Raw genomic sequence first — 24,478 nt, 5'->3', positions numbered from 1 at the left:
TCGCCGCCGTCCAAGGTCAAGATATCTGGGTGCGGCCCAATGCATCTGTCACTAGATCGTGTGGCAACCACATGAGGTCCGCCGTGCGCGTCCACAGGATCGCCGTACGGATTTGTCGGCCCGGATAGATCTGCGCCAGCGCCTGGGCATAGGCCCCCATCTGCCGTAGCAAGCCTTCGGGGCACGCGGCCGGGCTGTCGGGAACCGTCGCATTTGATTTGAAATCAATCACCTGCACCTCGGTTTCCGTCACGATCAGCCGATCTATCACACCATGCATGCGTCGCCCGTTTAGATCAGCAGTGACGGGAACTTCGGCCAGCGTATCGGGGGCAAACACGGATTGCAGATGATCGGTCGTCAGGACGGTTTTCGCCTCTTTTAACAAGTCGTGCCGTTCCGCGTCCTGCATATCGGGCAGAACCCGGGCGCAAAGCTGCGGCCAATGGTCTTGCGCGATTGCAGGCAAATGCTCCAACAACAGATGAAGGCGTGTCCCGCGCAGCTTGGCGGCCTCTTCATCCTGACCGGTTTCGCCGGGCAAGGCTTTGGCTCCACCCAGATCAGACGGGCTGAGTGTGTCTGGCTCGGGATCCGGTGCAGTCGCCGATTTCAGAAATTGGTCAGGTAGCTGGGTCCTGACCACTTCGGTCTCAATGTGCTCAACAAGCGGCAGCGCGTCCCAATCCGCATGTGACAGGCGGAGGGTTTCCGACCCCGGCAATTGTACCGCCCCTGCCCGCGCCATTGCCGCCTCAACCATCTGATACCAGCTTGTGCCGTCTTTACCGACATCCCCCGCTGCTCCGACGATCAACCACTTTTCGGCCCGTGTTAGAGCCACATATAGCAATCTCAGGCGCTCATTCTCTTCTCGTGCCCGTGCCTCGGCCCGTGCCTGTGCGATCAACGTCGGAGAAGCATCGGCGGGCACTTTCCACAGTGGCGCCCCCTCACCTACCATGATCTCGGCATCGCGCGGGGCTTGCCGTTTGCCGGTATCCGGCAGGATCACGATCGGTGCTTCCAGCCCCTTTGAGCCGTGTACCGTCATCACCCGGATCATGTTGCCGACGCCGCTCATCTGCCGTTTGATTTCCAGATCGTCGGTCTGCATCCAGACCAGGAACCCAGTCAGGCTGGGGATATCCGTGCGCTCATAGGCCAAAGCCTGCGACAGCAGCGCGTTGATCCCATCCTCGGCCTCGGCCCCCAAACGGCCCAGCAGTTTGCGCCGCCCATCATGACGCGTGAGGATTCGTTCAATCAGGTCGTAAGGGCGCAAAAAGTCGATCTGGCCCCGAAGATCGTTGAGAATCGCCAAGGTTTCGGGAAACTCGTCTGCCCGCTGACGCAGGGCGGCCCACAGGAACTGTTCCTGCCGCCTGTGTGCCAGATCGAACAATTGTTGCTCGCTCCAACCGAACAAAGGCGATTTCAGCACGGTCGCCAGCGACAGGCTGTCTTCCGGCGTGGCCAGAAAGCTCAGCAGCGCGGCCAGATCCTTCACCGCCAATTCCGCACCCACTTTCAGGCGGTCGGCCCCGGCGATTGGCAGGCGCAGGGCCTTGCACGCGCGGATGATCTCGGCAAACAGGTCGGATCGGCGTTGCACGAGGATCAGGAAATCCCCCGGCTGCACCTTGCGGCGTACAAATGTGCCGGGCGTTTTGCCATCCTCGGGGATCGTCTCACCGCGGTCGATCATATCCTTGATCGAACGGGCCACCTTTTCGGCCAGAATAACAGTGTGATGCTGCGCGCCGGGACGATCTACCGGGTCGGTCCAGTCTCCGTCTTGGTCCTCGTCTACCTTTTCAACCACCGGCCACAGATCAACCCGACCGGGTAGATCGGCCTTGAAGGCGCGGTGCAAACTGTCTTTGTGAAACCCGGCCTCAGTGCGGTTTTCAAACAGCATATCGACCAGAGACAAGATCGCGCTTGAGGACCGGAACGAATATTCCAGCGTCGAATCCCACAGTTTAGAGCCTGATTCTTCCAGTCTGCGACCAAATTCCTGCTGCATTCGGTCAAAGGCTTGCGGGTCGGCGCCCTGGAAGGAATAAATCGATTGCTTTTTGTCGCCGACCACGAAAATCGTACGCTCGACCCCCGACCGGGCACCCTCACCGCTGGTGAATTCCTGCGCCAGCTTCTCGACCACATCCCATTGGTCAGGGCTGGTGTCCTGCGCTTCATCGACCAGAATGTGGTCAATGCCGCCATCCAGACGGTACAGCACCCATTCGGCCACAGCGGGGTCGTTCAGCACCTGCCGCGCGCGCAGGATCAGATCGTCAAAGTCCAGCCAGCCGCGCAACTGCTTGCGGCGTTCATATTCCGGCAGGAAGGCGGCGGCAAAGCGGTGCAACACATGCGTCTTGCGCGCAGCGACCAGCGCCAGCCGCTGTTCCCGCGCGGCCTCGATGCGGAGCATGAAGGATTCCAGTTGCGGCATCTGCGCGGCCAACGCACCTTCGCGCAGGGCCTTGGTCGGGAAGCTGTTGATTTTGGCGGTGAAGGGCTCTTTGGCGGATTTGCCGGTCAGGAACACGCCTTCCAATACCGGCAGGCTGCCAATCCGCGCCTCGGTGAAGGCCGCCAATTTGGTGGCCGCCTTGGCGTTGTTGCCTCCGCTTTCTACTAACGCAGGCAGGATCGAGCGGATCAGATCGACCTCTCCCCCCAAAAACACGCGCGCCAGTAGGGTGTCTTCGTCAAACCCGCTAGGCAGATCGAATTTCTGCAACAGATCAGACCAGCCCAGAGACTGGGCAAACAGGTTACGCTTATGCGTGATCGCAGCCGTAAGGTTTTCAAAGCCCGTATCGGTGACGAAACGTGCGACGTCCTCGATCAGTGCGGCCTGCGGGCCTTCGGCAAAATCCTCGACAATTTCTTCGCGCAACAGGGCGGCAGCGCGGTCCTCCATCTCGGAAAACTGCGGGCTGACCCCGGCCTCCAGAGGAAAGCGCCGCAGCAGTGAGGCGCAGAACGAATGGATCGTCTGGATTTTCAACCCACCCGGCGTCTCAATGGCGCGGGCAAACAGCGTACGCGCTTGGGCCAAACGTTCGGGATCAATTGCGCCCGTCACGCCAAGTTCGACCAACTCGCTTTTTAGCTCGTTGTTATCCAGCATTGCCCACTTACCAAGCCGTTTAAACAGCCGGTTCTGCATCTCACTGGCGGCGGCCTTGGTATAGGTCAGGCACAAGATGTGCTGCGGTTGCACCCCGCCCAGCAGCAATCGCGCCACGCGGTCGGTCAGAACCCGCGTCTTGCCTGATCCTGCGTTGGCCGCCAACCACGTCGAGGCATCGGGCCGCGCCGCCTGTACCTGCCGCTCAGTCGCGTCGTTGCGCGCATTCATTTCAGCACCTCGGGGTCGGAGTCGCTGGTGCGGTCCCACTCACCAAAACGCGCCAGATGGTCATAGTCGCCAATGTCCGTGTCCTTGTGCAGCATTCGGCGCGACGTGAAGCCTTGTTCTGGCTCTAAATAGGCAGAAATCAACTCTTTCAGCTCGGCCAGAACCTTGTCGGGAGGCTCCTTTGTCAGAGGCGCCGCAACCTCTTTGTACGTGCCTCCCATGCCGATAAAGACTGCTTCTGCCACGGGGAGAGGATCGACTCCTTCAATAGCGCCCTGCTCGGCCATCGCCGCCTCAATCAGCAACTGTTTGTCGAACTTGGCCTGCTGGCTTTCCGTCGGAGGCGTGCCGGTCTTGTAATCCACAATCCGAAGTGCGCCGCGGCTGTTGTGGTCGATCCGATCCGCCCGGCCTGCGATGGTGACATCCAGTGGCGACAGCACCAGTTTCATCGCCGCCTCAAAGGCCACCGGCCCGCCATCACCGCGCCGGGCGGTTTCCGCGTTCAGGAAATCATCGGCAATCCGCTCTAGCCTTGCCAGCCACAATTTACGGGCGGTGGGCCAAGCGACATGCTGATCCAGAAGGGTCGCGGCGCGTTTCAGGAAATTCTCACGGGTCAGCAAGGCGGTATCGAGAACGCTGTCCTTGATGAAATGTTCAAGGATTTCATGGATGACAATACCGCGCAGCAAGGCATCCGGGACCTGTACCAACGGGTCCAGCGGCCGCAACTTCAGCACATGTTTGGCATAGATCGCGTATGGGTCGCGGATCAGGCGCTTGATCTCGGTAACACTCAGACGGTTTGGACGTGCAGCGGCCGGAGGCCGTGGAGACGGGCGACGAGCGGGCTCGATCCGAGGTGCGGCCTCTAACTGTTCCGACCAGCGCAGGTATTCCTGACCGCGGGCGCGCATCGCCGAAAGGGCCATGGGGCCGCCCTGCCCCGGCAAACCTTGCAGCAGGTTTGTCATCCGGTTCAGCCAGCGTGAGGGTACGGTTTCGGCGTCATCGGATCGGACGGCGCGGGTCAGCCAAACCTCGGGGGCGCCGACGGCCTGTTGAAAATCATGGGCTGACAGGCCGATCCGGCGTTCGGGCAGCAAGAGCCCAGCCTTGTCACGCATCTGACGGTTCAGCCAAGGGTCAGGTGCTGCGGCCTCGGGCCAACTGCCCTCGTTCAGGCCGCCCAAGATCAGCAGGTCAGCCCCCTGCACCCGCGCTTCAAGCGTACCCCAGATCATGATGCGCGGATGTGGCGCGTCGCGGTCGCGGACCTCTTCCCCGGCCAGCAAAGCGCCCAGCAGATCGGCGAAATCATGAGCCGTTATCGGCCCGCCATGCTGGGCTTCATCCTCGAGCGCGGTCAAAACCGACAGTGCCTTTTGGCCCGCATTCTTTTCCCAGAGCGGCCCGGCCTCGCCCTCGCTTCCGGTCGAGATCGCCTCGGCCAATGACCGCAGGCGGCTGACCCACTCGGACAAAGGCAGTTCACCTGTGACATGCTGGTCGCAGAAATGGGTGATTAGCCAGCGCATCCAGCCCTCGGGCACGTCTTTGCGGATGGCAAAGGCGGTCAGGCTGGCGCTGTCGGGGAACGGAGGGCCGTAGCGCCGCAAATCCAGTTCCAGATCGCGCGTGTGCAACAGATGTGCGCCGCGATCGCCGCCACCGTGGCACAGCGGGTGTTTCAGCAAGGTCAGCATCGCCTCACCCTCTAGCCGCCGGGCAAACAGCCCTGCCACATGGCGCAGGAACCGGCCCGGAGGTGAAAGTTGCAGCGGCAGGCCCGCGCTGTCATCGGGCAGGATGTTCCAGCGATCCAGCGCTGCGCTGACCTGACGGGTCAGCATTCTGTCGGGCGTGATCAGCGCGGCGGTCTGGCCGGTTTCCGCCGCCTCGCGCAGGCGCAGCGCAATAGCCAACGCCTCAGCCCGCGGAGATTGCGCTTCGACCAGCGTCAGATCATTGGTGGCGCCGTCCAGATCGGAGAGTTGCGGGCCTTCGGACATCCAGGCATCGGTGATCGGGGCAGGGCGTAACGCAAGAGAAATCAGATGGTTACGGGTTAGGGACGGGGCAGGATCATCTGTCCAGGGTTCGATCTGACCCGGCTGCACCTCAAGCCGGGTCATCAGCTGGCGGAACCGGTACTGCGGGTGGTCTTCCGAGGTTAGCGCGTCGTCCAATCCCTGCCAGACGTAATCCGGTTGATCGAAGTCGTAGCCGGGCAGGATCAGCGCGCCTTGTGGCAGGCGAGCGACGGCCTCCATCAGCATCAGCGTCGTGCCACGCGATCCGGTTGAACCTGCAAGGATCACCGGGTGTTGCGGCGGTGCAACCCGCCAACGGTCGATCAGGTTTTCCACCACCTGTCGTTGCCGCGCCTGCGCGTCCAGCGCATCGGGGCCGGAGTCGATAAAGTGATCGGCAATCCCGAAAAACGCCTGCGCGCGCGCCCAGTGACCGGACATATCGCTGACATCCAGTTGCCGGATTGCATCTGGGGAAACGCCTTCGCCCTGCATTTCATCAATCAGTGCCGCCAGACTGTCGGACAGATCGAACAATGAAGATCGCGCGGCCAGATCCGGTTGTTGTTCCAATAGCTTGGCGATCAATTGCGTCAGCTCCAACCTGCGTCGCAGCGGTGGAATGGCCGGTGGGATTTGCGCCAGATCGACGCTTTCGCCCAGATCGGTCACCAGTGACAGGCGCGGCAATAGGCAAGCCGGGCCTTGATCGAACAGGTCGCGCACGCGGCGGGCCATGCGGCGGGTGTTGACCACAAGTTGCACGCGCGCCAGTGCTTCGGGCGGACGGTTGGCGCTGCGCCGTCGCAACCCGTCGACCAGAGCCTTGGGAAAGTCAGCTCCGGGCGGAACGGCAAAAACACGGGGCGTGGCACTGGGCTCAAACATCGGCGATCAGGCCCTCGGCCAAAGCGATCCCTTCGGGACGCCCGACGTCACACCAACGACCGGGATAGACGGCGGCGAACAGACGATCGCGCTTGTGCATCTGATCCCAGAGGACATTCAGCGAAAACGCTTTCTCGGATATTTCCATCAACCCTTCGGTTTTCATGATCTGCGCACCGCCGTACACTAAACCTGGGCCACGCGTGATCCGGCCATCCGCATCAGCGGTGAAATCGCCCGCGCCGGTATGACCGATGGTCTGGGCAATTGGCACGCACATCAGAAGAGCGTCCATTCTGTCAGGGTCCCAGGCGTCCCGCAAAAGGGTCAGCGGATTCGGCCCGGACCAAATTGCATCCGTGTTCAGCGTAAACACTTGATCAGACCCTAATATAGGCAATGCGGCGCGCAATCCGCCGCCTGTTTCCAGAATTTCGGGCTCTTCGCGGGACAGCAGCACGCCCTTGGGGGTTAGATGCGCCTCAAGCTTTTCAGGCAGGTAATGGAGGTTGGCCACGACCCGCGCTGGGTGCAAATCGTCGACCAAATCCAGCGCGTGGTCGATCAAGGGGCGACCTGCGACCTTGATCAGCGGTTTGGGCCGGTCCTTGGTCAGCGCGCCCATACGGGTTCCGAACCCGGCGGCAAAAAGCATAACGGCGTCGGGTTGTCGGGTCATGTATGTTTGAGCCTGTTCAGGTTTTCCGGGGTCGGGTCGGGCAGGGCCTCTCGCAGCAAATCAGCGACCGTGACCAGCGACGGGTGGTTGAGATCGCGCATCAGATGCGCCCAGGTGGCCGGGATCAGGTCAACGTAATGAGGTTTGCCATATTCCGTTGCCAGACGGGCAAACACCCCCAGAATCCGCAGGTTTCGTTGCACGCCCAGAACGGCGTAGGCAGTTCGGAAGTCGTGATCATTCACTCCGGTCGCGGCGATATAGCGGTTTACCATTCGCATTTCAGTGCCAAGGGCGACATCGCGGCGCACATCCTGCAGCATCGAGACAAGATCATAAGCCGGATGCCCCAGCATGGCGGTCTGAAAATCCAGAAGGCCCACCCGTTTCACCCCGACACGATCCGGCAGCCAGATCATGTTTTCCGCATGATAGTCGCGCTGCACGACCACTTTGCTGCCCGAGGTTTCGCGATGCAGAATGTCCGCGAAGCGCTGCTCGAACCGGGTCCGCGCATCCGTATCGTGTTCACCAAGAACTGACTGCGCGTATTTGGTGAAGGCCAGAACTGCCAATTCGGTCATCAGGGTTGGATCGTAGGAAGGCAGCGACAATGTGCGCGCCTCGTGCAACTGGATCAGCACATCGGTTGCGGCCTCATATAGCGCGCGCTCCATCTCTGGGTTCCGCTCCAGAACGCGGGCGAACAGGTCGTCGCCCAGGTCTTCCAGAAGCAGAAAGCCGAACTCAGTATCCTCGGCGTAAATCTCAGGGGCGCTAAGACCGATTTCCCTCAGATACTCTGCCATGCGGACAAATGCCTCGACCGGTTCGGCCTTGCCCGGAGGAGAGTCCATCAATACCGCCGTGCGCCCGGTGCCGGGATCGGTCAAACGCTCGTACCTGCGGTTAGAAGCATCACCGGCCAGCGGCGCGCGCGTTGCGTTGGACCAAGGTGTTTGTGCTATAAGGGCTTCGGCCAGAACAGCCCGGTTTGTCATGCGGCGTTCTCCAGTTTATGAGGCCATTTTGGGTCGGACCAACTTATGGTCAACTGGCGTGATTCCATTGAACTAGGGTCTGTTTTTAAGCGCAATGTCAGGGCCGAGCCGGGCGTAAGCGGCCCCAGTTTATCGGGCCATTCGACCAGACAGATTGCGGTATCGAACGCCTCGGTCAGACCCAGTTCCTCGATCTCCTCCACAGCACTCAACCGGTACAGATCGCAATGCCAGATTTCGCCGGATGGCGTGTCATAAGCCTGCACCAGCGTGAAGGTGGGGGATGGGACATCTTCGGGCACGATCATCAGTGACTGGATCAGGCTGCGGGCGAAATGGGTCTTGCCTGTGCCAATTTCGCCCTCGAGCAATACGATATCGCCGGGCCGCAATTCTGCACCCAACCGGGCGGCCAGTTCTGCGGTTTCTTCGGGCGAATTCAGGGTGATCGAACGTGAGTGCGGCGTCATGGCGCCACAATGGCCTTACGCCCGGTCGGCTGCAACCCGGTTCAAGCGCTGATTTTTGGTATCGGCAGAGCTTTTGGTGAGTCCTCTGTTGCGAACCGAACAATTGTGGCGCCGTTTTGCATGGGGCTGACCGTGCATGTCAGATTGGTACCATTTCGCAGCCTCAGCGCGCTGGACCACTCAGCACGAGCGTCCCGCATTTCAACGAAATCACGGATTTCACCAAGGATTGGCGTGGCGGCGCAGTGTTCCTGCCAGCTGCGCGTCACGTCCAGCACGGAATCCGGCTCGAATCCGGTCTCTCCGCTATCGCCCCACAGTTGTTGATAGGCGCGGTTGGTGAAAGCCAGCGTTCCGTCGCCACCAAACACCGCGATGGCATCGGCCAGCTTATCCAGAACCGATTGCATCAGGTCCATCTCTGAACGGAACCGGCGTGTCAGGGTGATCTCGGCGGTAATGTCTTCAAACAGAAAGGCCACAGCGCCATCTGGGTGGGGCCGTCCGCTAACCGAATAGACCGAACCCGAGGACAGCGACCATGTCTCTTGATAGTTGCCGTCTTCGGCTGCCTCGAGCAGATCGTTCATCTGGCTGCGCCAACTGCGGTAGTTTTTGGGTTCCGGCATCATGTGCTGATCGCGCAAGCGGTCAAAAAAGCTGGACAGGCTGGGGCGACAGCTGAGGAAATCCGGGGGCAGGGTGGTCAGGTCGATCAGGGCCGGGTTGAACAGGGCCAGTTGGCGGTTACGGTCGAAAATGGCCAGTCCGATCGACAATTGGGCAAAGGTTTTCGTCATGGTCTGGACGAATTTGCGTTGGGTCGTTTCTGCAGCGACGATGGCGTTGATATCGACGGCATAGCACAGGTGACCTTCGGGGTGGTCGACGAGGCTCAGATCGAACCAGAGCTTGTTTTCTCGGTCATCAGATGAAATCGAAATGCGAGTCTTTGTGTCCAGCCTTGTATCGCCACGAGCACCGGGAAAAAGTGGCGCTGTAAGGTCGGTATCCTGACCGCGCACTTTGCGCACCAGCGAAACATAGGCGGCATTGCACCATCGTACGTTGCTTTGATGATCCATCAACCAGACGGGATAGGGTGCCTGCTCCATCGCCAGGCGGATCGGGTCCTGCGCATCGCGCTGAACGGCGCTGGGGCGGTCTATGCTGTCGCGTAGTTGTACGCGAACGATGCCGTCAATCCACTCGCACAAAATGTCCCGTTCGATGGTGCAGTCGATAGGGGGGATGATCATTGTGCCCGCACGCCGAACAGGTTCGGGCGTTTCCGGAAAGGCAGGAAAATCCCGTTGCAGCAGACGGCTCAGATCAGACCAGTCGCGGACGGATTCAAAGCCTTCCAGCGCAATGTCGGAATGGCTGATCAACCGGTCCGCGTCGAACAGAAAAACGGCGTTGAACAGGGATGCGGGGGCGGACAAGCCAAAGTTGTCTCCGGCTTGCCGGCGACGGGGCAAAAGCCATTGTACTGCCAGACTGGCTGATACCAAGCTGATAGCGGCTAGAATGATCCAGTCGACCATACGTTCCTCGGGGCTGACACCACAAAACGGGACTATGTGCCGGAATGGTTAACGGGGTCTTAATTCAGACCTGGATACGTTGATTTGCGCCCGAAGGAACAGGGGTGTCGCCGGTTTGTGCGTCGACCAGTTTACGTGGCCACGAAACCCGCACGATGGCGCCCCGACGTTCCGGGTCGTCGCAGAGGTTTTGATAGGGGTCCGACCCGTTGGCGAAATGCAACTCTGCGCCACTGCGCTCCAGCAAGGTTTTGGCAATGAACAGGCCCAAACCCATGCCTTCATATTCCGGGCGGGCTCGCTGATCAGTCTCGGCCCGTCGACGCCGCATGAAGGGATCTCCGATCCGGCCGATCATTTGGGCGGGATAGCCGCGCCCGTCGTCCATGATGTCGATGGTAATCTGATCGGTGGTCCACTCGGCCTCGACCCAGACATTGGCGCTGGCAAAGTCCACTGCGTTCTGGATCAGGTTGCGCAGCCCGTGGATGATTTCAGGTTTGCGCAGAATCGAAGGCTGCTGCAGATCGCCATCACCGGCCGGGCCTTCGTCAAAATGCACGGTTTTACCTCGGTGGATATGCGGCTCGGCTGCCTCATGAATAACAGTTGACAGCGGTGCCTGCCGCAGATGCAGGTCGTCTTTGCCGGCACGCCCCATGTCGCGCAGGATATCGCGGCAGCGATTGGCCTGTTCGCGGATCAGGGCGGCGTCCTCCTTCAGATCCGGGCGGTCGTCCAACTCTTCAATCAACTCGGAACTGGTTAGCTTGATGGTGGCCAGTGGTGTGCCCAGTTCATGCGCCGCAGCAGCGACGACACCACCCAGATCGGTCAGTTTCTGTTCGCGCGCCAAGGCCATATGCGTTGCGGAAAGCGCCTCGGACATGGACCGGACTTCGGCGCTGACACGGTGGGAATAGGCCCCGATAAAGACAATCGCGATGACAATCGCTGCCCAGTTTCCGAACACCAGCATGTCAGGGATTTCCAGCATCTGGCCCTGTTCTGTGCGTAAGGGAATATGAAACTCGGCCAACAACGTGGTCAGGATAATCGCCGCACCGCCCACGATCAGAGTGGAACGCGTGCTCATCACATTGGCCGAGATGGTCACCGGACCCAACAGCAGCAGCGCAAACGGGTTGTTCAGACCGCCGGTCAGGTACAGCAGGACGGCCAACTGCATCAGATCAAACAGAACCATCAGAAAGTTCTCGAACTCGGTCAGGCGCTTGTTCTGCGGGAACAGGAGGATGGCCGTCATGTTGCCCATGACCGAGACACCGATCGCCAGGTAGCACAGCGCGATTTCCAACTGCATATGATAGTACTGTTGCGCCACGGTGATGGCCGTGAACTGGCCTATGATGGCCACCCAGCGCAACAGGATCAGCGTGCGCAGCCGAATCCAGTTGCTGCCTTCTTGGCCGCTCCATAATGTGATGTTGGAATTTGCCATCGGTCTATTATGTCCTGTTGCATCGGCTGATCATCTTGATAGGTGTCCCGGCCGAAACGATCAACAACCCCTCTTGTCTCAGGATAGATGACATGGTCCGTCTTTACGCCATCCTTGCAACTGTTGTTCTGGCCGTCGGTCTAGGCGCCATGTGGCTGTTGACGATGGGAGGGCGCTCGGACGATCAGTTCGCGCAATGCCGCTCCAGCCAGATTGCGGGTGGGTCCGCTGCCATCGGTGGCCCGTTCGAACTGATCAACGGCAAGGGCGAGACGGTCACCGACAAGGACGTGATCACTGAACCGACGCTGGTTTATTTTGGCTATACCTTCTGCCCTGATGTCTGCCCTTTTGATATGTCCCGCAACGCCGAAGCTGTGGATATTCTGGCCGAGCGTGGCCAGTCTGTGACGCCGTTGTTCATCTCGATCGACCCGGATCGCGACACGCCCGAGGTAGTCGATGACTATGCCTTTAACCTTGGTGGCAAGACCATCGCGTTGACTGGTTCAACCGAACAGGTCAAGGCCGCCAGCCAGGCCTATAAGACCTATTATAAGGCCCACGACAAAAGCGATGAGTTTTATCTGGTCGACCACTCAACCTTTACCTACCTGGTGACGCCCGAGCATGGTTTCCTTGAGTTTTTCAACCGCGATGACACGCCCGAGCAGATGGCGGACAAGGTCGGATGTTTTCTGGATAAGCTCTGAGTTGTTTGACCTTTGAAATGGCGCTGCTATTACTCATAATTAAGCCAATAGCGTGAAATAGCGGAAAGAACAGAACATGGCGGACAGCTCTGACCTCGATATCGGCCCCGATAAATCCCTGCTTCTGGTAGATGATGATGAGCCGTTTCTGAGGCGTCTGGCCAAGGCCATGGAAAAACGTGGGTTCGAGGTTGAGACCGCTGGCTCTGTCGCCGCGGGGCGCGCCATTTCCACCGCCCGGCCGCCTGCCTACGCCGTGGTCGACCTGCGGCTTGAGGATGGCAACGGGCTGGATGTTGTTGAAGTTCTGCGCGAAAAACGCCCCGACAGCCGGGTTGTGGTTCTGACCGGATATGGCGCGATTGCCACCGCAGTTGCTGCCGTTAAGATCGGTGCGACCGACTATCTGTCAAAACCTGCCGACGCCACAGACATCACCAGCGCATTGCTGGCCAAGGATGATGAGCTGCCGCCACCGCCGGAAAACCCAATGAGTGCGGATCGCGTGCGTTGGGAGCATATCCAGCGGGTCTATGAGCTGTGTGACCGGAATGTAAGCGAAACCGCTCGCCGCCTGAACATGCACCGCAGGACGTTGCAGCGGATATTGGCGAAGCGCAGCCCGCGTTAGGGCGCGGGTCACCGCAAGGCCGTTGAAATTCCTTTACAGTTCTGTACCGGAGACCTTTGTCCAACGTGTTGGTGCGTTGTTTCTCGGTTTGTCCGGCTTGTTACCTTTTACGATCATTATCGCGGTAATCCACCAGGCGTGGGATGGTGCCTGGACCCCGTTTGGGTTTTTCGCAAGCGTGTTTGGTTTGGTGTTCTGCGGTGTTACGGCCGCCATGGGAATTCTGCATTGGTTGATCAGCGTCCTGCCCGGACGCTTTCGGAAAACTCCTATTGGACAATCCACTGGACATTTTAGTTTCGCGATGCGGAAGGCCGAGGAATTCAAATTCATATATCGGATGGCTGGTTGGGCAGTGGTCTTGGTACTGCCTTTCTACATCCTCTATTGGGCAACACGCTAAACTTCCAACATAATTCGCCTGTAGTCTCTTCGATTTTCAGCCTGCAAATTTGTGCCCAGAAAAGTGAATGCCTGACCGAGCATCAAGCTCGTTGCATACCGCCTATGCTTTCAGCGGCTCATGTCACGCCCGGGAATTCCGCTATATTCAGAGCAAATCCCCTAGGAGAAACACTATGTCCGCCCTTACATTTTCCCATATCGGCATCACCGTTCCTGACCTTGAAAAAGCCGTCGAGTTCTATTCCAAGGCCTTTGGTCTCTACGTTCTGATGGAGCCCACCGAGATCCATCAAGACGACAGCGCCATCGGTCAGATGTGCGATGATGTATTTGGCGAGGGATGGGGGTCGTTCCGCATTGCCCACCTATCGATGCGCGATGGCGTCGGTATCGAATTGTTCGAGTTCCCCAAAACGGTCGAAGAAGAACGGCCTTTCGAATATTGGCGCCGCGGCCTGTTTCACTTCTGTGTGCAGGATGAAAATCTGGAAGAGCGGGTCAAAATCATCGAAGTACTGGGTGGAAAGCAGCGAATGAATCAGGTTCGCAAATACTATCCCGGCGAAAAACCGTATCGCATGGTTTACATGGAAGACCCGTTCGGGAATGTGTTCGAGCTTTATAGCCACTCGTATGAGCTGACCTATTCCGCCGGTGCCTACCAATAGGGATCTGTTGCGAAGTTTTTAACGTGACGGTCCATTCCTGCGATGGGATCGTGCTCAGGCAACCAGTTCAGAGAATTGTGCAAAGTAACTAACAATGTTTGAGCTTGAGTTGCCCCTTGCAGATCATGTTGGCCACTTCGAGACCTTCTAAAGTCGATTCATCAGAGATTAAGGATTTGAAACCCAGCATTGAGCGAGTTCGCCGTTTGGCGAACCGTCGATCCTGTTCGATGATATTATTCCAAGTGTTTCCGCTTCAGCATCGCGATTGGTATCGGGCAGCCGAATCTCCTCGGCATTGTGTTGATGGCCTTCCGGCTTGCAGCTTTGGCACTGCTTGTTTCGATCACGGATTTTCTGGGAATCCCGTTTGACGAAAGCGCCTTGGCAAAGAACCTGCGCGCAGCGGGATCAGTATTTGCTCGAACTGTATGTAATCAAGAGTGTTTTCTGCTTTTTTGCCAGCTCAGAAAGAGGCATTCGATTCCCGTGTATAGGTTGTCGAATTCGTCGATATACCACTACCCAAGAGTGCAGCGCTTATTCAATAGGGCTTGCGCCTCTGTCAGCGACGCGAATTTTTTCGACCCAAATATTGCGGGTCGCGTGGTTAAGCTAAACATTGCGCGAGGTTATGACCTCTTGATTGGAATGTATGACGTCGTGTAGCGAACCAGTAATATTTCAGCTTCCAAGCGCTCATCCCCCGGAATTCACAGTAAAATATTTTTAAATCAGTAGTTTAAGTAATCCCACGAACAAAGTCGGAACCCATTTCCGATTTAGCTGAGCCCAATGCCTGCAACACATCCGATGGGGCACCCCCTACCCAAAATGCGGATAGGGGGGAGCGGTCTAGGCATCTCTCACACTAGAACCTTAGAACTTTACCCGCTGCGTCAAAGGGAGGCTCTTTCAGGATCGTTGCTTTATGCGGGCGCCCAAGCACCATGACTTCAACCTCGTCTCCCGGCTGGGCATTTTTCACGTAGCCCAAGGCAAGTGACATACCAACGGTATAACCATATGTGCCTGAGGTTACTCGGCCGATGCCTTGCCCATCCTTAAAGATAGGTTCGCCTCCGGTTGCATCTGCGTTCGAGGCGGTGACATCGGCCTTGTCCAGATGCAGCAGTACCAGTTGCTCGCGTGCTGGAGTATCCAGAACATTTTGTGCGGCTTCCTTATTGAGGAAACTCTTTTCGAACTTGCACAGACGGTCCAGCCCCACCTCATGCGGCCAGTATTCGGGGCTGTATTCACGGCTCCATGAACCATAGCCCTTTTCGACACGCATCGACATCAGCGCACGGCTGCCAACGGGGCCGGCGTCAAATTCTCTGCCAGCTTGAACCAAGGCCGCGTAAAGGCGCGTCTGATCTTCGGTGGCGCAGTGCAGCTCCCACCCCAAATCGCCAGTGAAGGAAACGCGCAGGGCCAGAACCTCGACGCCTGCCAGCTCAACCTTGGCCGAGCGCATGAAGGGGAAATCTGCGGTCGCCAGTGACGTGTTTGTCAAACGCTGTAAAATCTCACGTGATTTGGGGCCGGCCACATTAAAGCCGCACATCGCTTCGGTTTTACTTTCGAAGGTAGTGCCTTCCGGTAACGGAACCTGTTTGAAGAACCGCTTGTGATAGCGTTCAGCCATACCCGAACCGATGATCCAGAATTCATCCTCGGCCACGCGTGTCACAGTGAAGTCACCTGCGATGCCCCCGCGTTTTGATATCAACGGCGTCAGGCAGGAGCGGCCCACGGATTTAGGCATGTTGTTGGCAAAGACAGCGTTCAACCAATCAGCCGCGCCCGGGCCCTTGCAGACATATTTCGCGAAGTTCGAAATATCGATGATCCCGGCACGGTCGCGCAGCATTTTGCATTCTTCGCCTACCGGGCCCCACCAGTTCTGGCGGGTGAACCCGTTAGTGTCCACGGTCCCTGGTACATCTGCGAACCACAGCGGATGTTCCCATCCAGCGTTGAGGCCAAATACGGCGCCCATTTCCTTCTGTGTCTCGTAGATCGGACGAACACGGGCCGGGCGGCCTGCGCTGCGTTCCTCATTCGGGAAATGGATGGCAAAACGGTGCGCGTATTGATCCTGAACCCGAGCCTTGGTGAACTCTTTGGTCGCCCAGCTGTCGAATCGCGCCATATCCCAGGCGAACATATCGTATTCGGTCTCACCTTCGATGATCCACTGCGCGGCCATCAAGCCCATACCACCGGATTGGGAGAAACCGGGGATAATACCGTTGCAGCAGAAATAGCCCTCAACTTCCGGGACCGGACCCATCAGCACGTTGGAATCCGGTGACCAGATCATAGGTCCATTGATGACGCGTTTGATCCCGGCCTCGCCAACGGCGGGAAGGCGCTCGATAGCGTTCATCATGTTTTCTTCGATCCGTTCCAGATCGTCGGGGAACAGGTCATGAGCGAAATCCAGCGGGGTGCCTTCTTCGGCCCAAAACTTCATGTCCTTTTCATAAGCCCCGACCAATAACCCCTGGCCTTCCTGGCGCAGGTAATACTCGCCGTCGCGATCCGACACAGACGGTAGACGGGTGCCGTGGCTTTCCACATCCGTCATGGTTTCGGTGACAAAATACTGGTGCTCTGTCGGCTGCAGTGGCAACTCGATCCCGGCGAGTTTGGCCACTTCGCGCCCCCAAAGCCCGGCAGCGTTGACAACCCATGGCGTTTTAATGTCGCCCTTGGGTGTTTTGACGATCCAGCTACCGTCCTCTTGTTGTTCCGTTGCGGTGACCGGAGTAAAGCGGTGAATTTCTGCCCCGCGTTGACGCGCACCAACTGCATAGGCATTGGTAACACCTGACGGGTCCACATTGCCGCCATCGGGTTCGAACATCACGCAGCGGATACCGTCGTAATTGACCAGCGGGTTCAACTTCTGCGCTTCTTCGATGCTGATCTCATAGAAGTTCATGCTGTAGAGCTTGGCCTTTGCCGCCTGCAGCTTGAGCTGATGCTCGCGCTCCTCGGTTTGTGCAAGATACAACGAGCCTGGTTGGAATACGCCACAGCTTTGGCCGGTTTCCTCTTCCAGCGCGTTATACAAATTCATCGTATAGTGCTGGATGCGACTGATATTGGTGCTGTCGTGCAGGCCGTGAATATTAGCTGCAGCGTGCCAAGTTGAGCCAGAGGTCAACTCATCCCGTTCCAGCAGAACCACATCCGACCACCCCAATTTGGTTAAATGGTAAAGAATCGAGCACCCGATTACACCGCCACCAATAACGACGGCCTGAGCTTCTGTTCGCATTTTGCTATCTCGCGCGTTTTTTCCCGAGGCACTTTTTTCACGAATTCCGCCACGTCGACAATGCCCACAAAATTCATGGATAAGTTAGATGTACTAAACCCAGTTCGGATTTTGTCGAAGTAGATCTTACGAATTGCGGCGTCCAACGGGTCTGTGGAGCACCGCTGGCGCATGTGTCATGGCGCTGTGCGAGACAAGGAAGTATCCACAAGCGGTATTCGGCACTGACGATATTGTGGCAAGTTCTGAATGGGCACCGGGGTGGGCTCCGGTCTGGCGAATTCCTGAATTGCAATCGGACTATAATTTCTTGGTACTTGGTGGCGGCGACCACGGATTGGTTACCGCTAATTTTCTGGCCAAAGCGTACCAGACTGCGAAAATTTCCGCTCTGGAAAGGGCGGGATCGGAGGTGGCAATGTTAGCCCCAACACAACGATTATTCGGGCAAGTTATCTGCTAGATGGTAACCAGTCCCTTTTTGAGCTGTCCCTGAACCTGTGGGAGAACCTCGAAAAAGGGCTGAACAATACGCGATGGTCAGCAAGCGCGGAATTTTGAACCTGTGCCATATGGATGCGCAGCGTGATACATATCGCCGTCGGGGCAATACTATTCTCTTCAACGGGCCCGGGGCAGAGCGTTTGGATATAGTTGGCGCGCGGGCGATATATCTCTTCCCGAACTTTGATAATGCGCTGTTCCCGATCAGAGGCGGGTTGTTACATCGCCGGGGCGATACAGTCCGACAAAATACAGCGACTTGGGCTATGCCTTCACCGGTGACCAGCGCGGAGCCGGTATAATCCGGAATTGCGAAGTGACGGGTTTGTGCACCAAAGGCGGTAAGTGCCTGCCCATCAAAACGTTCTGCAGGCTTTTTTAACCAAAGGATTGAAGCCGATGCTGGACGGCGTGATCACCTATGGTGCGGGACATTTCTACGTCAGCCAATCCGACAAAGGAGGTTTGGTCTTCGGTGACGATATCGATTGCTACAACACCCATGCGCAACGCGCCAATCTTCCGGTGGTCGAGTCGTGGCCCAAGCCGGTATGTCCTTGCTGCAGATGATCGGGCGGGATTGTTAGCTCCGGATGTCGTGCGGGAAAAGTGTTTCAGACCAATCGATAGCAGCGCGGCCTGATTAATCGCTTGAAAAAGATGACCTTTTCCTTCGACAGAAAACTCTATGAGGGCCACCAGGGCGATACGCTGGCCCCGGCACCGCTGGCCAACAATGTGCGTCTGGTAGGTCGCAGCTTCCAATACCATCGGTGTTCTGACGTTGGGTTCGGAAGAGCCAAATACGCTGGTTCAGTTACGCGCGGGCAATCGGAAATACCCCAACACTCGAGCGACGACAGTTGAGCTGTGTGATGGTCTGGCCGCTACATCGCAGAAACGATGGCCTTCACTCGCTTCTGACGCGCGTTCAATCAACGACCTGGTGTCGCCGTTTCTGACCGCGAAGTTCTACTACAAGACTTCATGCGGACGACTGTGTTCTGAAAAAAACTTTAAGGGCATATGATCTGAAATGCCGCCAGGTTGGGAAGCGTGACCAAAGAGGCGGACCCGGACATTTACGGTAAACGATATCTGCCTTGTGATGTGTTGATTATATGTGCAGGGCCGTCAGGTCCGATTGTGGCCCTGAGCGCAACACGGTCCGACGCAAACGTCATTCTTGCGGGTAAGGAAAACCAGATGGGTGGGTTTCTGATCACCGATTGTGAGGGTTCGAGGTTATCGTCGTGGACTACCCGCGCAACAATCCCCCGGATTGCCGAGTGCGATGTGATGGCAGGTGTGCCGGCTACGGACACCGGCTCGTCCGGGGTTGAAATCTGTCACGCTGCAGATGGTCAACGGCCAGTCGCAGCAGCTTGAGATCTGCGGTCGTTCGAAGGCTGAAACGCCAACGTTCCGCTGACACGCCACCAGCCTGGCTGCTCGCAATGGTTTGAACCGCTCGCCGTAGACAGCGCGGCAACCAGGAAAACTTTCGAATATAAGAAGGCGAAATGTGTCATTTTTCGCCCGCTTTTTGGGATAGTCCCCCGAAGTCGCGTTGGACTCAAAAGGCCAAGCGGTGCGCCCGCCCGCGCTCATAAAGCATGAGGTTTAGGGCGTCAGCTTCGGGCGCGCCGTACTCCAGCGCGAACACAAAGGCATGGGTCAGATAGAAACAGGCCGCGTCATGATCTTGACGTTGCTCAGCCTGATTGGCCGCCTCACGATACAGGCGGATCAACGCAGGCACATCATGTTCAGCATGTGCCTGCAACAGTTGTTTATCTAGATCTTCCAGATCCATGGTCAGCCTTTCAGCGAGATCGCAATGTTCTTTGTGCGCACATAGTTATAGAGAGCCTCAAGTCCCTTTTCGCGACCAAAGCCGGACTTTCCGACACCCCCGAACGGGGTTGAAATGCCACCTGCAAACCATTCGTTCACAAACACTTGACCCGCACGCAGTCTGCGCGATACGCGATGCGCACGTGCCAGATCCCGAGTGAACACCCCTGCTACGAGTCCGAATTCCGTACCATTGGCAATGGCGATCGCTTCGGCTTCGGTGTCGAACGGAGTGAAGCAAGCGACGGGTCCAAAGATCTCTTCTTGTGCAACACGACTGGAAGGGTCGACATCTGCCAAAATGGTCGGCGCCATGAAGTAGCCTTTTCGATCCAGACGGGTGCCACCAGCGGCAATCCGTGCCCCATCCTGTCGCGCGGTCGAGGTCAGCGCCTCTACCTGATCCAGCTGATTGGCTGAAATCACAGGTGTGTGCTCGGGGTTATCCAGCCCGTGACCAACGCGCAAACCATTTGCCAATTCAGCTGCGCGTTCGATAGCGAACTCATAGATCGAGCGGTGGACCAGCACCCGCGCCATAGCAGAGCAAACCTGGCCAGCGTTGTAGAAAATGCCGCTTTGCAGGCTGGACATGAGCGTGTCCAGATCCGCGTCTTCAAAAGCTACGGCGGCGGATTTTCCACCCAGTTCCATCAGAGACGGTATCACGTTGTCGGCGGCCGACCGCAGGATGCGTTGGCCGGTGGGCACAGATCCGGTGAAAACGATCTGGTCTACCTGAGAACTGGCGACCAGTTTTGCGCCAATATCTGATCCGGTGCCGTTCAGGATGGAGACCGATCCTGCCGGAACCTCGGCCCGTTCCAACGCAACGCCCAGCAGGGCAAGCCCGATCGGATCCAGCTCGGGTGATTTGATGATCGTCGAATTTCCCGCCGCCATCGAAGGCGCAAGGGACCTGCCTGCGATTGAGACAGGGAAATTCCACGGAACGATCTGGGCAGACACCCCAAAGGGTTCGTATACGGTATAGTCCGCGTAGTCTGGCCCCAGAGGAATGGATTTGCCTTCGATCTTGTCAGCCACGCCGCCGTAGTATTCAAAATACTGCGCGGCTTCGATGAACTCGTCCCGCGCAGCGTCCAGCGACTTGCCGCTTTCGCGACACAGCAATACGGCACCTTCATCCGCGATATTGCGGATTTCTTTCGCTATACGGTACATCAGACGCGCGCGTGCGTCCGGTTTCATATCCGCAAGATCACCCCGTTCAAAAGAGGCACGGGCCGCATCCAAAGCCTTAGCCAGAGATTCCTCACCTGCGCGCGCGCAGTCCGCAACGTGTTCGGCTTTGCCGGGATCTTCAACCGCTACAACCGCGCCGCCATCACCTTCGACCCAAGCGCCGGCCAGAAAGTTTCTGGCCAGCCCGTCCTTGATAAATTCGCTCATGCCTCAGCACGGCCCTTTTCAATTTGTGTTGCTACCCAGTGGTGGAAGCAGTGGGTGGGGCCATCCATAGCAGGCGAGAAGCGCCCACCGTCGAATTTGACGCCATGGCGGCCTTTTTGCATGCCCTCCACGACAAACACGTCTTCTTGGAAAACGTCGCCCCAGAGTTCGGCGTTCTTTTGTCGCAACTCCTCATGTTGCGGTGAGTCTTCCGGTTTTTCAGCATAGTAGAGTTCGATGTGCTCACGGGTTTTTTCGCAGCTGACGGGCTCAAGAATAAAGGCAAAGCCGTGGTCACGCTGCACGCCCAACATCACGTTTGGGTAGACCACGATATACTCTGCGCCCTCAGCCCATTTGCTGCTCAGACCGTCAAAGTCTTTGAGCTTTTCGCCGGTCTCGCTTTCAAACTGGCGATACACCAGCGTCCCCTGACCCGAATATTTGCCCAGTTCGTTGATGTTGTAGTGGTCCTCAAGACGCGAATAGCTGTTCAGACCAGGGTGAACCCAGGGAAGGTGATAGCTTTCGCAGAAATTCTCAACTGCAAGTTTCCAGTTGGAATCTAGTTCAAGCAGAACCGACGCGCCCGAGCCGCCATGGTACATGGGCTGCTCGAACTCTTTCCAGCGCTCCATCAGTTCACCATGCACTTCTTGAAATTCCGGAGCATTGCCATCCATGTTGACAAAGACCACATCACGCCAGACGTAAGAGCGAATGCGGATCAGGCCCAATTCGGAGAAATCCAGATCTTCGTGCGTATTCTGACCCGGGCCGCCAACATGCGGCGCCGTACGCAGTTCGCCATTCAGACCATAGCACCAGCTATGGTACGGGCAGCGGATCGCGCCGCGGATCTTCTGCGGTTTGTCTACCAAAATCATGCCACGGTGGCGGCAGGTGTTCTGAAACACGCCGATTTCGCCCGTCCGATCACGCACCATCAAAAGGGGTACGCCCAGAAAATCGACAGGTTTTGCGTCGCCGGCCTCGGGCACATCTTTGCCAAAGCCAATACCGGACCAGTTCGCAAACAGAACCGACTCACGTTCTTCGGCAAAAACCTCGGGGTCAATATAGTGCGCGTTCGGCAGCCCGTTTGCAGTGTTTACCGGGGTCAGAACGGACGAGAGCGGTGTGTGCTTGTTCATCAGTCACTCCTAAGCTTTTGAATGGCAATTGGCTTGGGCTCAGATGGCAGGGCGAGTGGTCTGTCTTCAATACTAAAAAACCTAACCGGTGGATGAGCTTGACTAAACCGAATGCTCTTGAACTTCGTCTATAAGCCAGTTCTTGAGAGCCAGCGCTCCATCAGACAGCTTCTCGTCCTGCTTCCCTACCAGATAAAAATTGTTCGGCGCGGGTACGCTGTACTCTTCAAGAGCGACAAGTTTACCTGAGTTAAGCATCGGTTGTATCAGGCGTCTCCAGCCCAAGGCCAGACCAGCCCCCTTGCGGGCAACTTGCAAGGCCAGAGCGTAGCTATTCACCCGCGACTGAACCGGAATACTTTTAGTATACCCAAGCGTTTGAAACCAGTCTGGCCAGGTTGTCCAAGTGTTGTCCTTGCTGTCCAGATGGATCAGGCGATGTTGCGTCAGGTCTTCCAGGCTGGCTCCCCTAAGCTCAAATGCAAGCTCGGGGCTGCAAACTGGGGTCAGAGTGTCGCGATAGAGTTTCGTATGAGGAAGCGACGTGTTTGAATCCTTCCCATAGCGAATGTAAAAATCAACATCCGAGCGATCAGAAAATGAGGTATCCTGCGCCATTTGGTTGACCTTGACATGTGGGTAGTCCTGCCAGAACCGAATGACGGAAGGGGACAACCACAAAGCTGCAACCGCCGTGGTGGATCCGACAGTTACCTGGTTCTCCGAGTCGCCGCTGCGAATCTGTTCCAGCACTCTGGATACTGTCATGAATGCGTGACCCAAGGCTTCGTAAAGTGCGTTTCCTTCATCGGTCAGTTCAACACCACGATGTTTTCGGATGAAAAGGGCGACAGATAGCTCAGTCTCTAGCGCTTTGATCTGATGGCTTACTGCTCCGGGCGTAACCGACAATTCACTCGCAGCCTCTTTAAAACTGAGATGGCGCGCTGCGGCTTCAAAGGAAGAAAGAGTCGCAAGCGGCGGAAGGTTATAGTGGCGTCGGGACATGAGTGTTGTGTGGCTTCGCTGGCTAACTTGAGCTCACTTCATCTGAGTGTGAAAAAAATTGCAATTGAAATCTATCTTTTTTTCTGCAGGTTTGGCACCGGCTGAGAACTTGCCCCACATCAACTATACCAACGGCAGTTATTCAGCATCGTCCATTCGGGACTCAACCTGGTTTAGGCCGGGCAAAGGTAAACGCCAAAGTCGACTTAAACCCCGCACTCTTCGGCGCGTTAAGTCATGAGCAAAAAAAATGAGAGATCCGATGAACACACAGATTGCGCGTCTGGTCAGGAAAACTGAACTTAGCCCGGACACTTCGGATTTCTGTTTTGAGATTGCTGACGGCCGATTTACTGGTCTTGAGCCCGGAGCCCATGTGGATGTGCACCTCAGCGACGATCTGGTTCGCCAATATTCCTTGTGGAGTTGGAGCCAGGATGGCCGAACGCTCAATGTTGCGGTCAAACGTGAACCCGACGGACGCGGCGGATCTGTGGCGATGCATGAGCTGCAGGAAGGTGCCCAGGTGTCCATTGGGGGGCCACGCAATCATTTCAAGTTGGAAAGCCATGACCGCCACGTAACGCTAATCGCTGGCGGAATCGGCGCGACCCCGATGGTCGCCATGGCAAGAGAGTTACTGAACCGCGGGCAGGATTTTCGGGTTTATTATCTCGTCCGTTCGAAGGATCTGGCGGCAATGGACGACAAATTTCGCGCCTTGGGTCTGGACGAATGGTATCATCTACACTGCGATGAAACAGACGGTCAGTTCAATTTGTCGGCGGTTATGCAATCCATGCCGATGGGTGCGGACGTGTATACCTGCGGTCCCGAACCAATGTTGAATGCTGTACTGGAAGCGGGCGCTGCCCTGCGCGGCGGCTCAATTCACTTTGAACGTTTCGCGGCTGCATCGGATATCGAACACGCGCCCAATGACAGCTTCGAAATTGAAGTTCAATCGACTGGTGCAGTTTATACGGTCGCAAAAGATGAAACCATTCTCGAAGTTCTCAAGAGCAATGGCGTGCACGTCGATTTCGGCTGTTCGGAAGGTCTGTGCGGATCGTGCATGGTCGATGTCTTGGAAGGTGAGGTGGATCATCGAGACGGTATTCTGACACCCGAAGAGCAAGCCTCCAACAGCTACATGTGTACGTGCGTCTCACGCGCCAAGTCTGACCGTTTGGTTCTGGCGCTATAATCGCACGGTTTGTGCCAACCCAATGCGTTCCGGTGCAAACACGCGTGTTTTTTAAACCGTGGCGCAACAAAAATCCCAACACGGAGGAAAGAATGTCGGTACCCGAACCCTTTACGGATGTAGAGATAGAAACGGCGGATGCCGGTTTCTATGAAAACTACAGCGTT

Annotated in this window: 19 protein-coding genes; 6 read left to right on the top strand and 13 right to left on the bottom strand. The window is 57.1% G+C overall.

Annotation, left to right across the window (positions count from 1 at the left end):
• Window positions 1-16: 16 nt before the first annotated feature.
• The 7 genes from addA to regB all read right to left on the bottom strand — a co-directional run bounded on the left by addA (window position 17) and on the right by regB (window position 11,459).
• Window positions 17-3,376 carry a double-strand break repair helicase AddA gene (gene addA, locus ACR0LN_RS12430; RefSeq protein WP_480430031.1) on the bottom strand — a complete coding sequence of 1,120 codons (3,360 nt, stop codon included), beginning with the start codon at window positions 3,374-3,376 and terminating at the stop codon, window positions 17-19.
• A complete protein-coding gene (addB, locus tag ACR0LN_RS12425; protein ID WP_480430030.1) occupies window positions 3,373-6,300 on the bottom strand; it encodes a double-strand break repair protein AddB in 2,928 nt (975 codons plus the stop codon). Before addB ends, addA begins: the two co-directional genes overlap by 4 nt.
• Complete coding sequence (locus ACR0LN_RS12420) at window positions 6,293-6,979, bottom strand: nucleotidyltransferase family protein (protein WP_480430029.1); 687 nt, start codon at window positions 6,977-6,979, stop codon at window positions 6,293-6,295. The genes addB and ACR0LN_RS12420 overlap by 8 nt, the downstream gene beginning before the upstream one ends.
• Entirely contained in the window at window positions 6,976-7,980 is a 1,005-nt protein-coding gene (locus ACR0LN_RS12415) for an aminoglycoside phosphotransferase family protein (protein WP_480430028.1), read from the bottom strand. The genes ACR0LN_RS12420 and ACR0LN_RS12415 overlap by 4 nt, the downstream gene beginning before the upstream one ends.
• Window positions 7,977-8,450 carry a tRNA (adenosine(37)-N6)-threonylcarbamoyltransferase complex ATPase subunit type 1 TsaE gene (gene tsaE / locus ACR0LN_RS12410; protein WP_480430027.1) on the bottom strand — a complete coding sequence of 158 codons (474 nt, stop codon included), beginning with the start codon at window positions 8,448-8,450 and terminating at the stop codon, window positions 7,977-7,979. The genes ACR0LN_RS12415 and tsaE overlap by 4 nt, the downstream gene beginning before the upstream one ends.
• A 41-nt stretch (window positions 8,451-8,491) precedes the next feature.
• Window positions 8,492-9,997, bottom strand: a complete 1,506-nt coding sequence (locus ACR0LN_RS12405; RefSeq protein WP_480430026.1) for a PAS-domain containing protein — start codon at window positions 9,995-9,997, stop codon at window positions 8,492-8,494.
• Window positions 9,998-10,061: 64 nt separating this feature from the next.
• Window positions 10,062-11,459, bottom strand: a complete 1,398-nt coding sequence (regB, locus tag ACR0LN_RS12400; protein ID WP_480430025.1) for a sensor histidine kinase RegB — start codon at window positions 11,457-11,459, stop codon at window positions 10,062-10,064.
• 92 nt (window positions 11,460-11,551) lie between these two features.
• On the opposite strand from regB, the gene ACR0LN_RS12395 reads away from it, so the two are divergent.
• From ACR0LN_RS12395 to ACR0LN_RS12385, 3 genes are all read left to right on the top strand, one after another.
• Window positions 11,552-12,172, top strand: a complete 621-nt coding sequence (locus ACR0LN_RS12395; RefSeq protein ID WP_480430024.1) for an SCO family protein — start codon at window positions 11,552-11,554, stop codon at window positions 12,170-12,172.
• Window positions 12,173-12,248: 76 nt separating this feature from the next.
• Window positions 12,249-12,803, top strand: a complete 555-nt coding sequence (locus ACR0LN_RS12390) for an ActR/PrrA/RegA family redox response regulator transcription factor (protein WP_480430023.1) — start codon at window positions 12,249-12,251, stop codon at window positions 12,801-12,803.
• A gap of 578 nt (window positions 12,804-13,381) precedes the next feature.
• Window positions 13,382-13,876, top strand: coding sequence for a lactoylglutathione lyase family protein (locus ACR0LN_RS12385; RefSeq protein WP_480430022.1), 495 nt, complete (start codon window positions 13,382-13,384; stop codon window positions 13,874-13,876).
• 871 nt (window positions 13,877-14,747) lie between these two features.
• On the opposite strand, the gene ACR0LN_RS12380 is transcribed toward ACR0LN_RS12385, so the two are convergent.
• The gene (locus tag ACR0LN_RS12380; protein ID WP_480430021.1) at window positions 14,748-17,168 is read right to left on the bottom strand and encodes a GcvT family protein; all 2,421 of its coding nucleotides are present in this window, start codon (window positions 17,166-17,168) and stop codon (window positions 14,748-14,750) included.
• An 882-nt stretch (window positions 17,169-18,050) separates the two neighbouring features.
• Window positions 18,051-18,443: a hypothetical protein gene (locus ACR0LN_RS12375; protein ID WP_480430159.1), complete on the bottom strand. Its 393-nt coding sequence runs from the start codon at window positions 18,441-18,443 to the stop codon at window positions 18,051-18,053.
• On the opposite strand from ACR0LN_RS12375, the gene ACR0LN_RS12370 reads away from it, so the two are divergent.
• A complete protein-coding gene (locus ACR0LN_RS12370; protein WP_480430152.1) occupies window positions 18,384-18,539 on the top strand; it encodes a hypothetical protein in 156 nt (51 codons plus the stop codon). The two genes, ACR0LN_RS12375 and ACR0LN_RS12370, sit on opposite strands and share 60 nt — an antisense overlap.
• A gap of 189 nt (window positions 18,540-18,728) precedes the next feature.
• Window positions 18,729-19,061 (top strand): hypothetical protein, encoded by a 333-nt coding sequence (locus ACR0LN_RS12365; RefSeq protein ID WP_480430020.1) that lies wholly within the window; start codon window positions 18,729-18,731, stop codon window positions 19,059-19,061.
• Between the two features lie 187 nt (window positions 19,062-19,248).
• On the opposite strand, the gene ACR0LN_RS12360 is transcribed toward ACR0LN_RS12365, so the two are convergent.
• From ACR0LN_RS12360 to ACR0LN_RS12345, 4 genes are all read right to left on the bottom strand, one after another.
• A complete protein-coding gene (locus tag ACR0LN_RS12360; RefSeq protein ID WP_480430019.1) occupies window positions 19,249-19,488 on the bottom strand; it encodes a hypothetical protein in 240 nt (79 codons plus the stop codon).
• A 2-nt stretch (window positions 19,489-19,490) separates the two neighbouring features.
• Complete coding sequence (locus tag ACR0LN_RS12355) at window positions 19,491-20,942, bottom strand: aldehyde dehydrogenase family protein (RefSeq protein ID WP_480430018.1); 1,452 nt, start codon at window positions 20,940-20,942, stop codon at window positions 19,491-19,493.
• A complete protein-coding gene (locus ACR0LN_RS12350) occupies window positions 20,939-22,096 on the bottom strand; it encodes an aromatic ring-hydroxylating oxygenase subunit alpha (protein WP_480430017.1) in 1,158 nt (385 codons plus the stop codon). Before ACR0LN_RS12350 ends, ACR0LN_RS12355 begins: the two co-directional genes overlap by 4 nt.
• A 102-nt stretch (window positions 22,097-22,198) precedes the next feature.
• On the bottom strand, window positions 22,199-23,104 hold the full coding sequence (locus ACR0LN_RS12345) for a LysR substrate-binding domain-containing protein (protein ID WP_480430016.1): 906 nt from the start codon (window positions 23,102-23,104) through the stop codon (window positions 22,199-22,201).
• Window positions 23,105-23,366: 262 nt separating this feature from the next.
• On the opposite strand from ACR0LN_RS12345, the gene ACR0LN_RS12340 reads away from it, so the two are divergent.
• Window positions 23,367-24,311: a PDR/VanB family oxidoreductase gene (locus tag ACR0LN_RS12340; RefSeq protein ID WP_480430015.1), complete on the top strand. Its 945-nt coding sequence runs from the start codon at window positions 23,367-23,369 to the stop codon at window positions 24,309-24,311.
• Window positions 24,312-24,478: the final 167 nt, after the last annotated feature.

Source organism: Ruegeria sp. AA6, from assembly GCF_056542865.1.
Note: the sequence above shows the minus strand (reverse complement) of the source record. Positions and strands in the feature narration are given on the sequence as shown.

Excerpts from the sequence above, each read along its gene's own strand:
- ACR0LN_RS12420 (WP_480430029.1), bottom strand. The coding sequence starts at position 6,979 with ATGACCCGACAACCCGACGCCGTTATGCTTTTTGCCGCCGGGTTCGGA.
- addB (WP_480430030.1), bottom strand. The coding sequence starts at position 6,300 with ATGTTTGAGCCCAGTGCCACGCCCCGTGTTTTTGCCGTTCCGCCCGGA.
- regB (WP_480430025.1), bottom strand. The coding sequence starts at position 11,459 with ATGGCAAATTCCAACATCACATTATGGAGCGGCCAAGAAGGCAGCAAC.
- ACR0LN_RS12350 (WP_480430017.1), bottom strand. The coding sequence starts at position 22,096 with ATGAACAAGCACACACCGCTCTCGTCCGTTCTGACCCCGGTAAACACT.
- ACR0LN_RS12380 (WP_480430021.1), bottom strand. The coding sequence starts at position 17,168 with ATGCGAACAGAAGCTCAGGCCGTCGTTATTGGTGGCGGTGTAATCGGG.
- ACR0LN_RS12405 (WP_480430026.1), bottom strand. The coding sequence starts at position 9,997 with ATGGTCGACTGGATCATTCTAGCCGCTATCAGCTTGGTATCAGCCAGT.
- addA (WP_480430031.1), bottom strand. The coding sequence starts at position 3,376 with ATGAATGCGCGCAACGACGCGACTGAGCGGCAGGTACAGGCGGCGCGG.
- ACR0LN_RS12360 (WP_480430019.1), bottom strand. The coding sequence starts at position 19,488 with ATGGATCTGGAAGATCTAGATAAACAACTGTTGCAGGCACATGCTGAA.
- ACR0LN_RS12355 (WP_480430018.1), bottom strand. The coding sequence starts at position 20,942 with ATGAGCGAATTTATCAAGGACGGGCTGGCCAGAAACTTTCTGGCCGGC.
- ACR0LN_RS12340 (WP_480430015.1), top strand. The coding sequence starts at position 23,367 with ATGAACACACAGATTGCGCGTCTGGTCAGGAAAACTGAACTTAGCCCG.
- ACR0LN_RS12375 (WP_480430159.1), bottom strand. The coding sequence starts at position 18,443 with ATGGTATTGGAAGCTGCGACCTACCAGACGCACATTGTTGGCCAGCGG.
- ACR0LN_RS12395 (WP_480430024.1), top strand. The coding sequence starts at position 11,552 with ATGGTCCGTCTTTACGCCATCCTTGCAACTGTTGTTCTGGCCGTCGGT.
- ACR0LN_RS12345 (WP_480430016.1), bottom strand. The coding sequence starts at position 23,104 with ATGTCCCGACGCCACTATAACCTTCCGCCGCTTGCGACTCTTTCTTCC.
- tsaE (WP_480430027.1), bottom strand. The coding sequence starts at position 8,450 with ATGACGCCGCACTCACGTTCGATCACCCTGAATTCGCCCGAAGAAACC.
- ACR0LN_RS12385 (WP_480430022.1), top strand. The coding sequence starts at position 13,382 with ATGTCCGCCCTTACATTTTCCCATATCGGCATCACCGTTCCTGACCTT.
- ACR0LN_RS12390 (WP_480430023.1), top strand. The coding sequence starts at position 12,249 with ATGGCGGACAGCTCTGACCTCGATATCGGCCCCGATAAATCCCTGCTT.
- ACR0LN_RS12415 (WP_480430028.1), bottom strand. The coding sequence starts at position 7,980 with ATGACAAACCGGGCTGTTCTGGCCGAAGCCCTTATAGCACAAACACCT.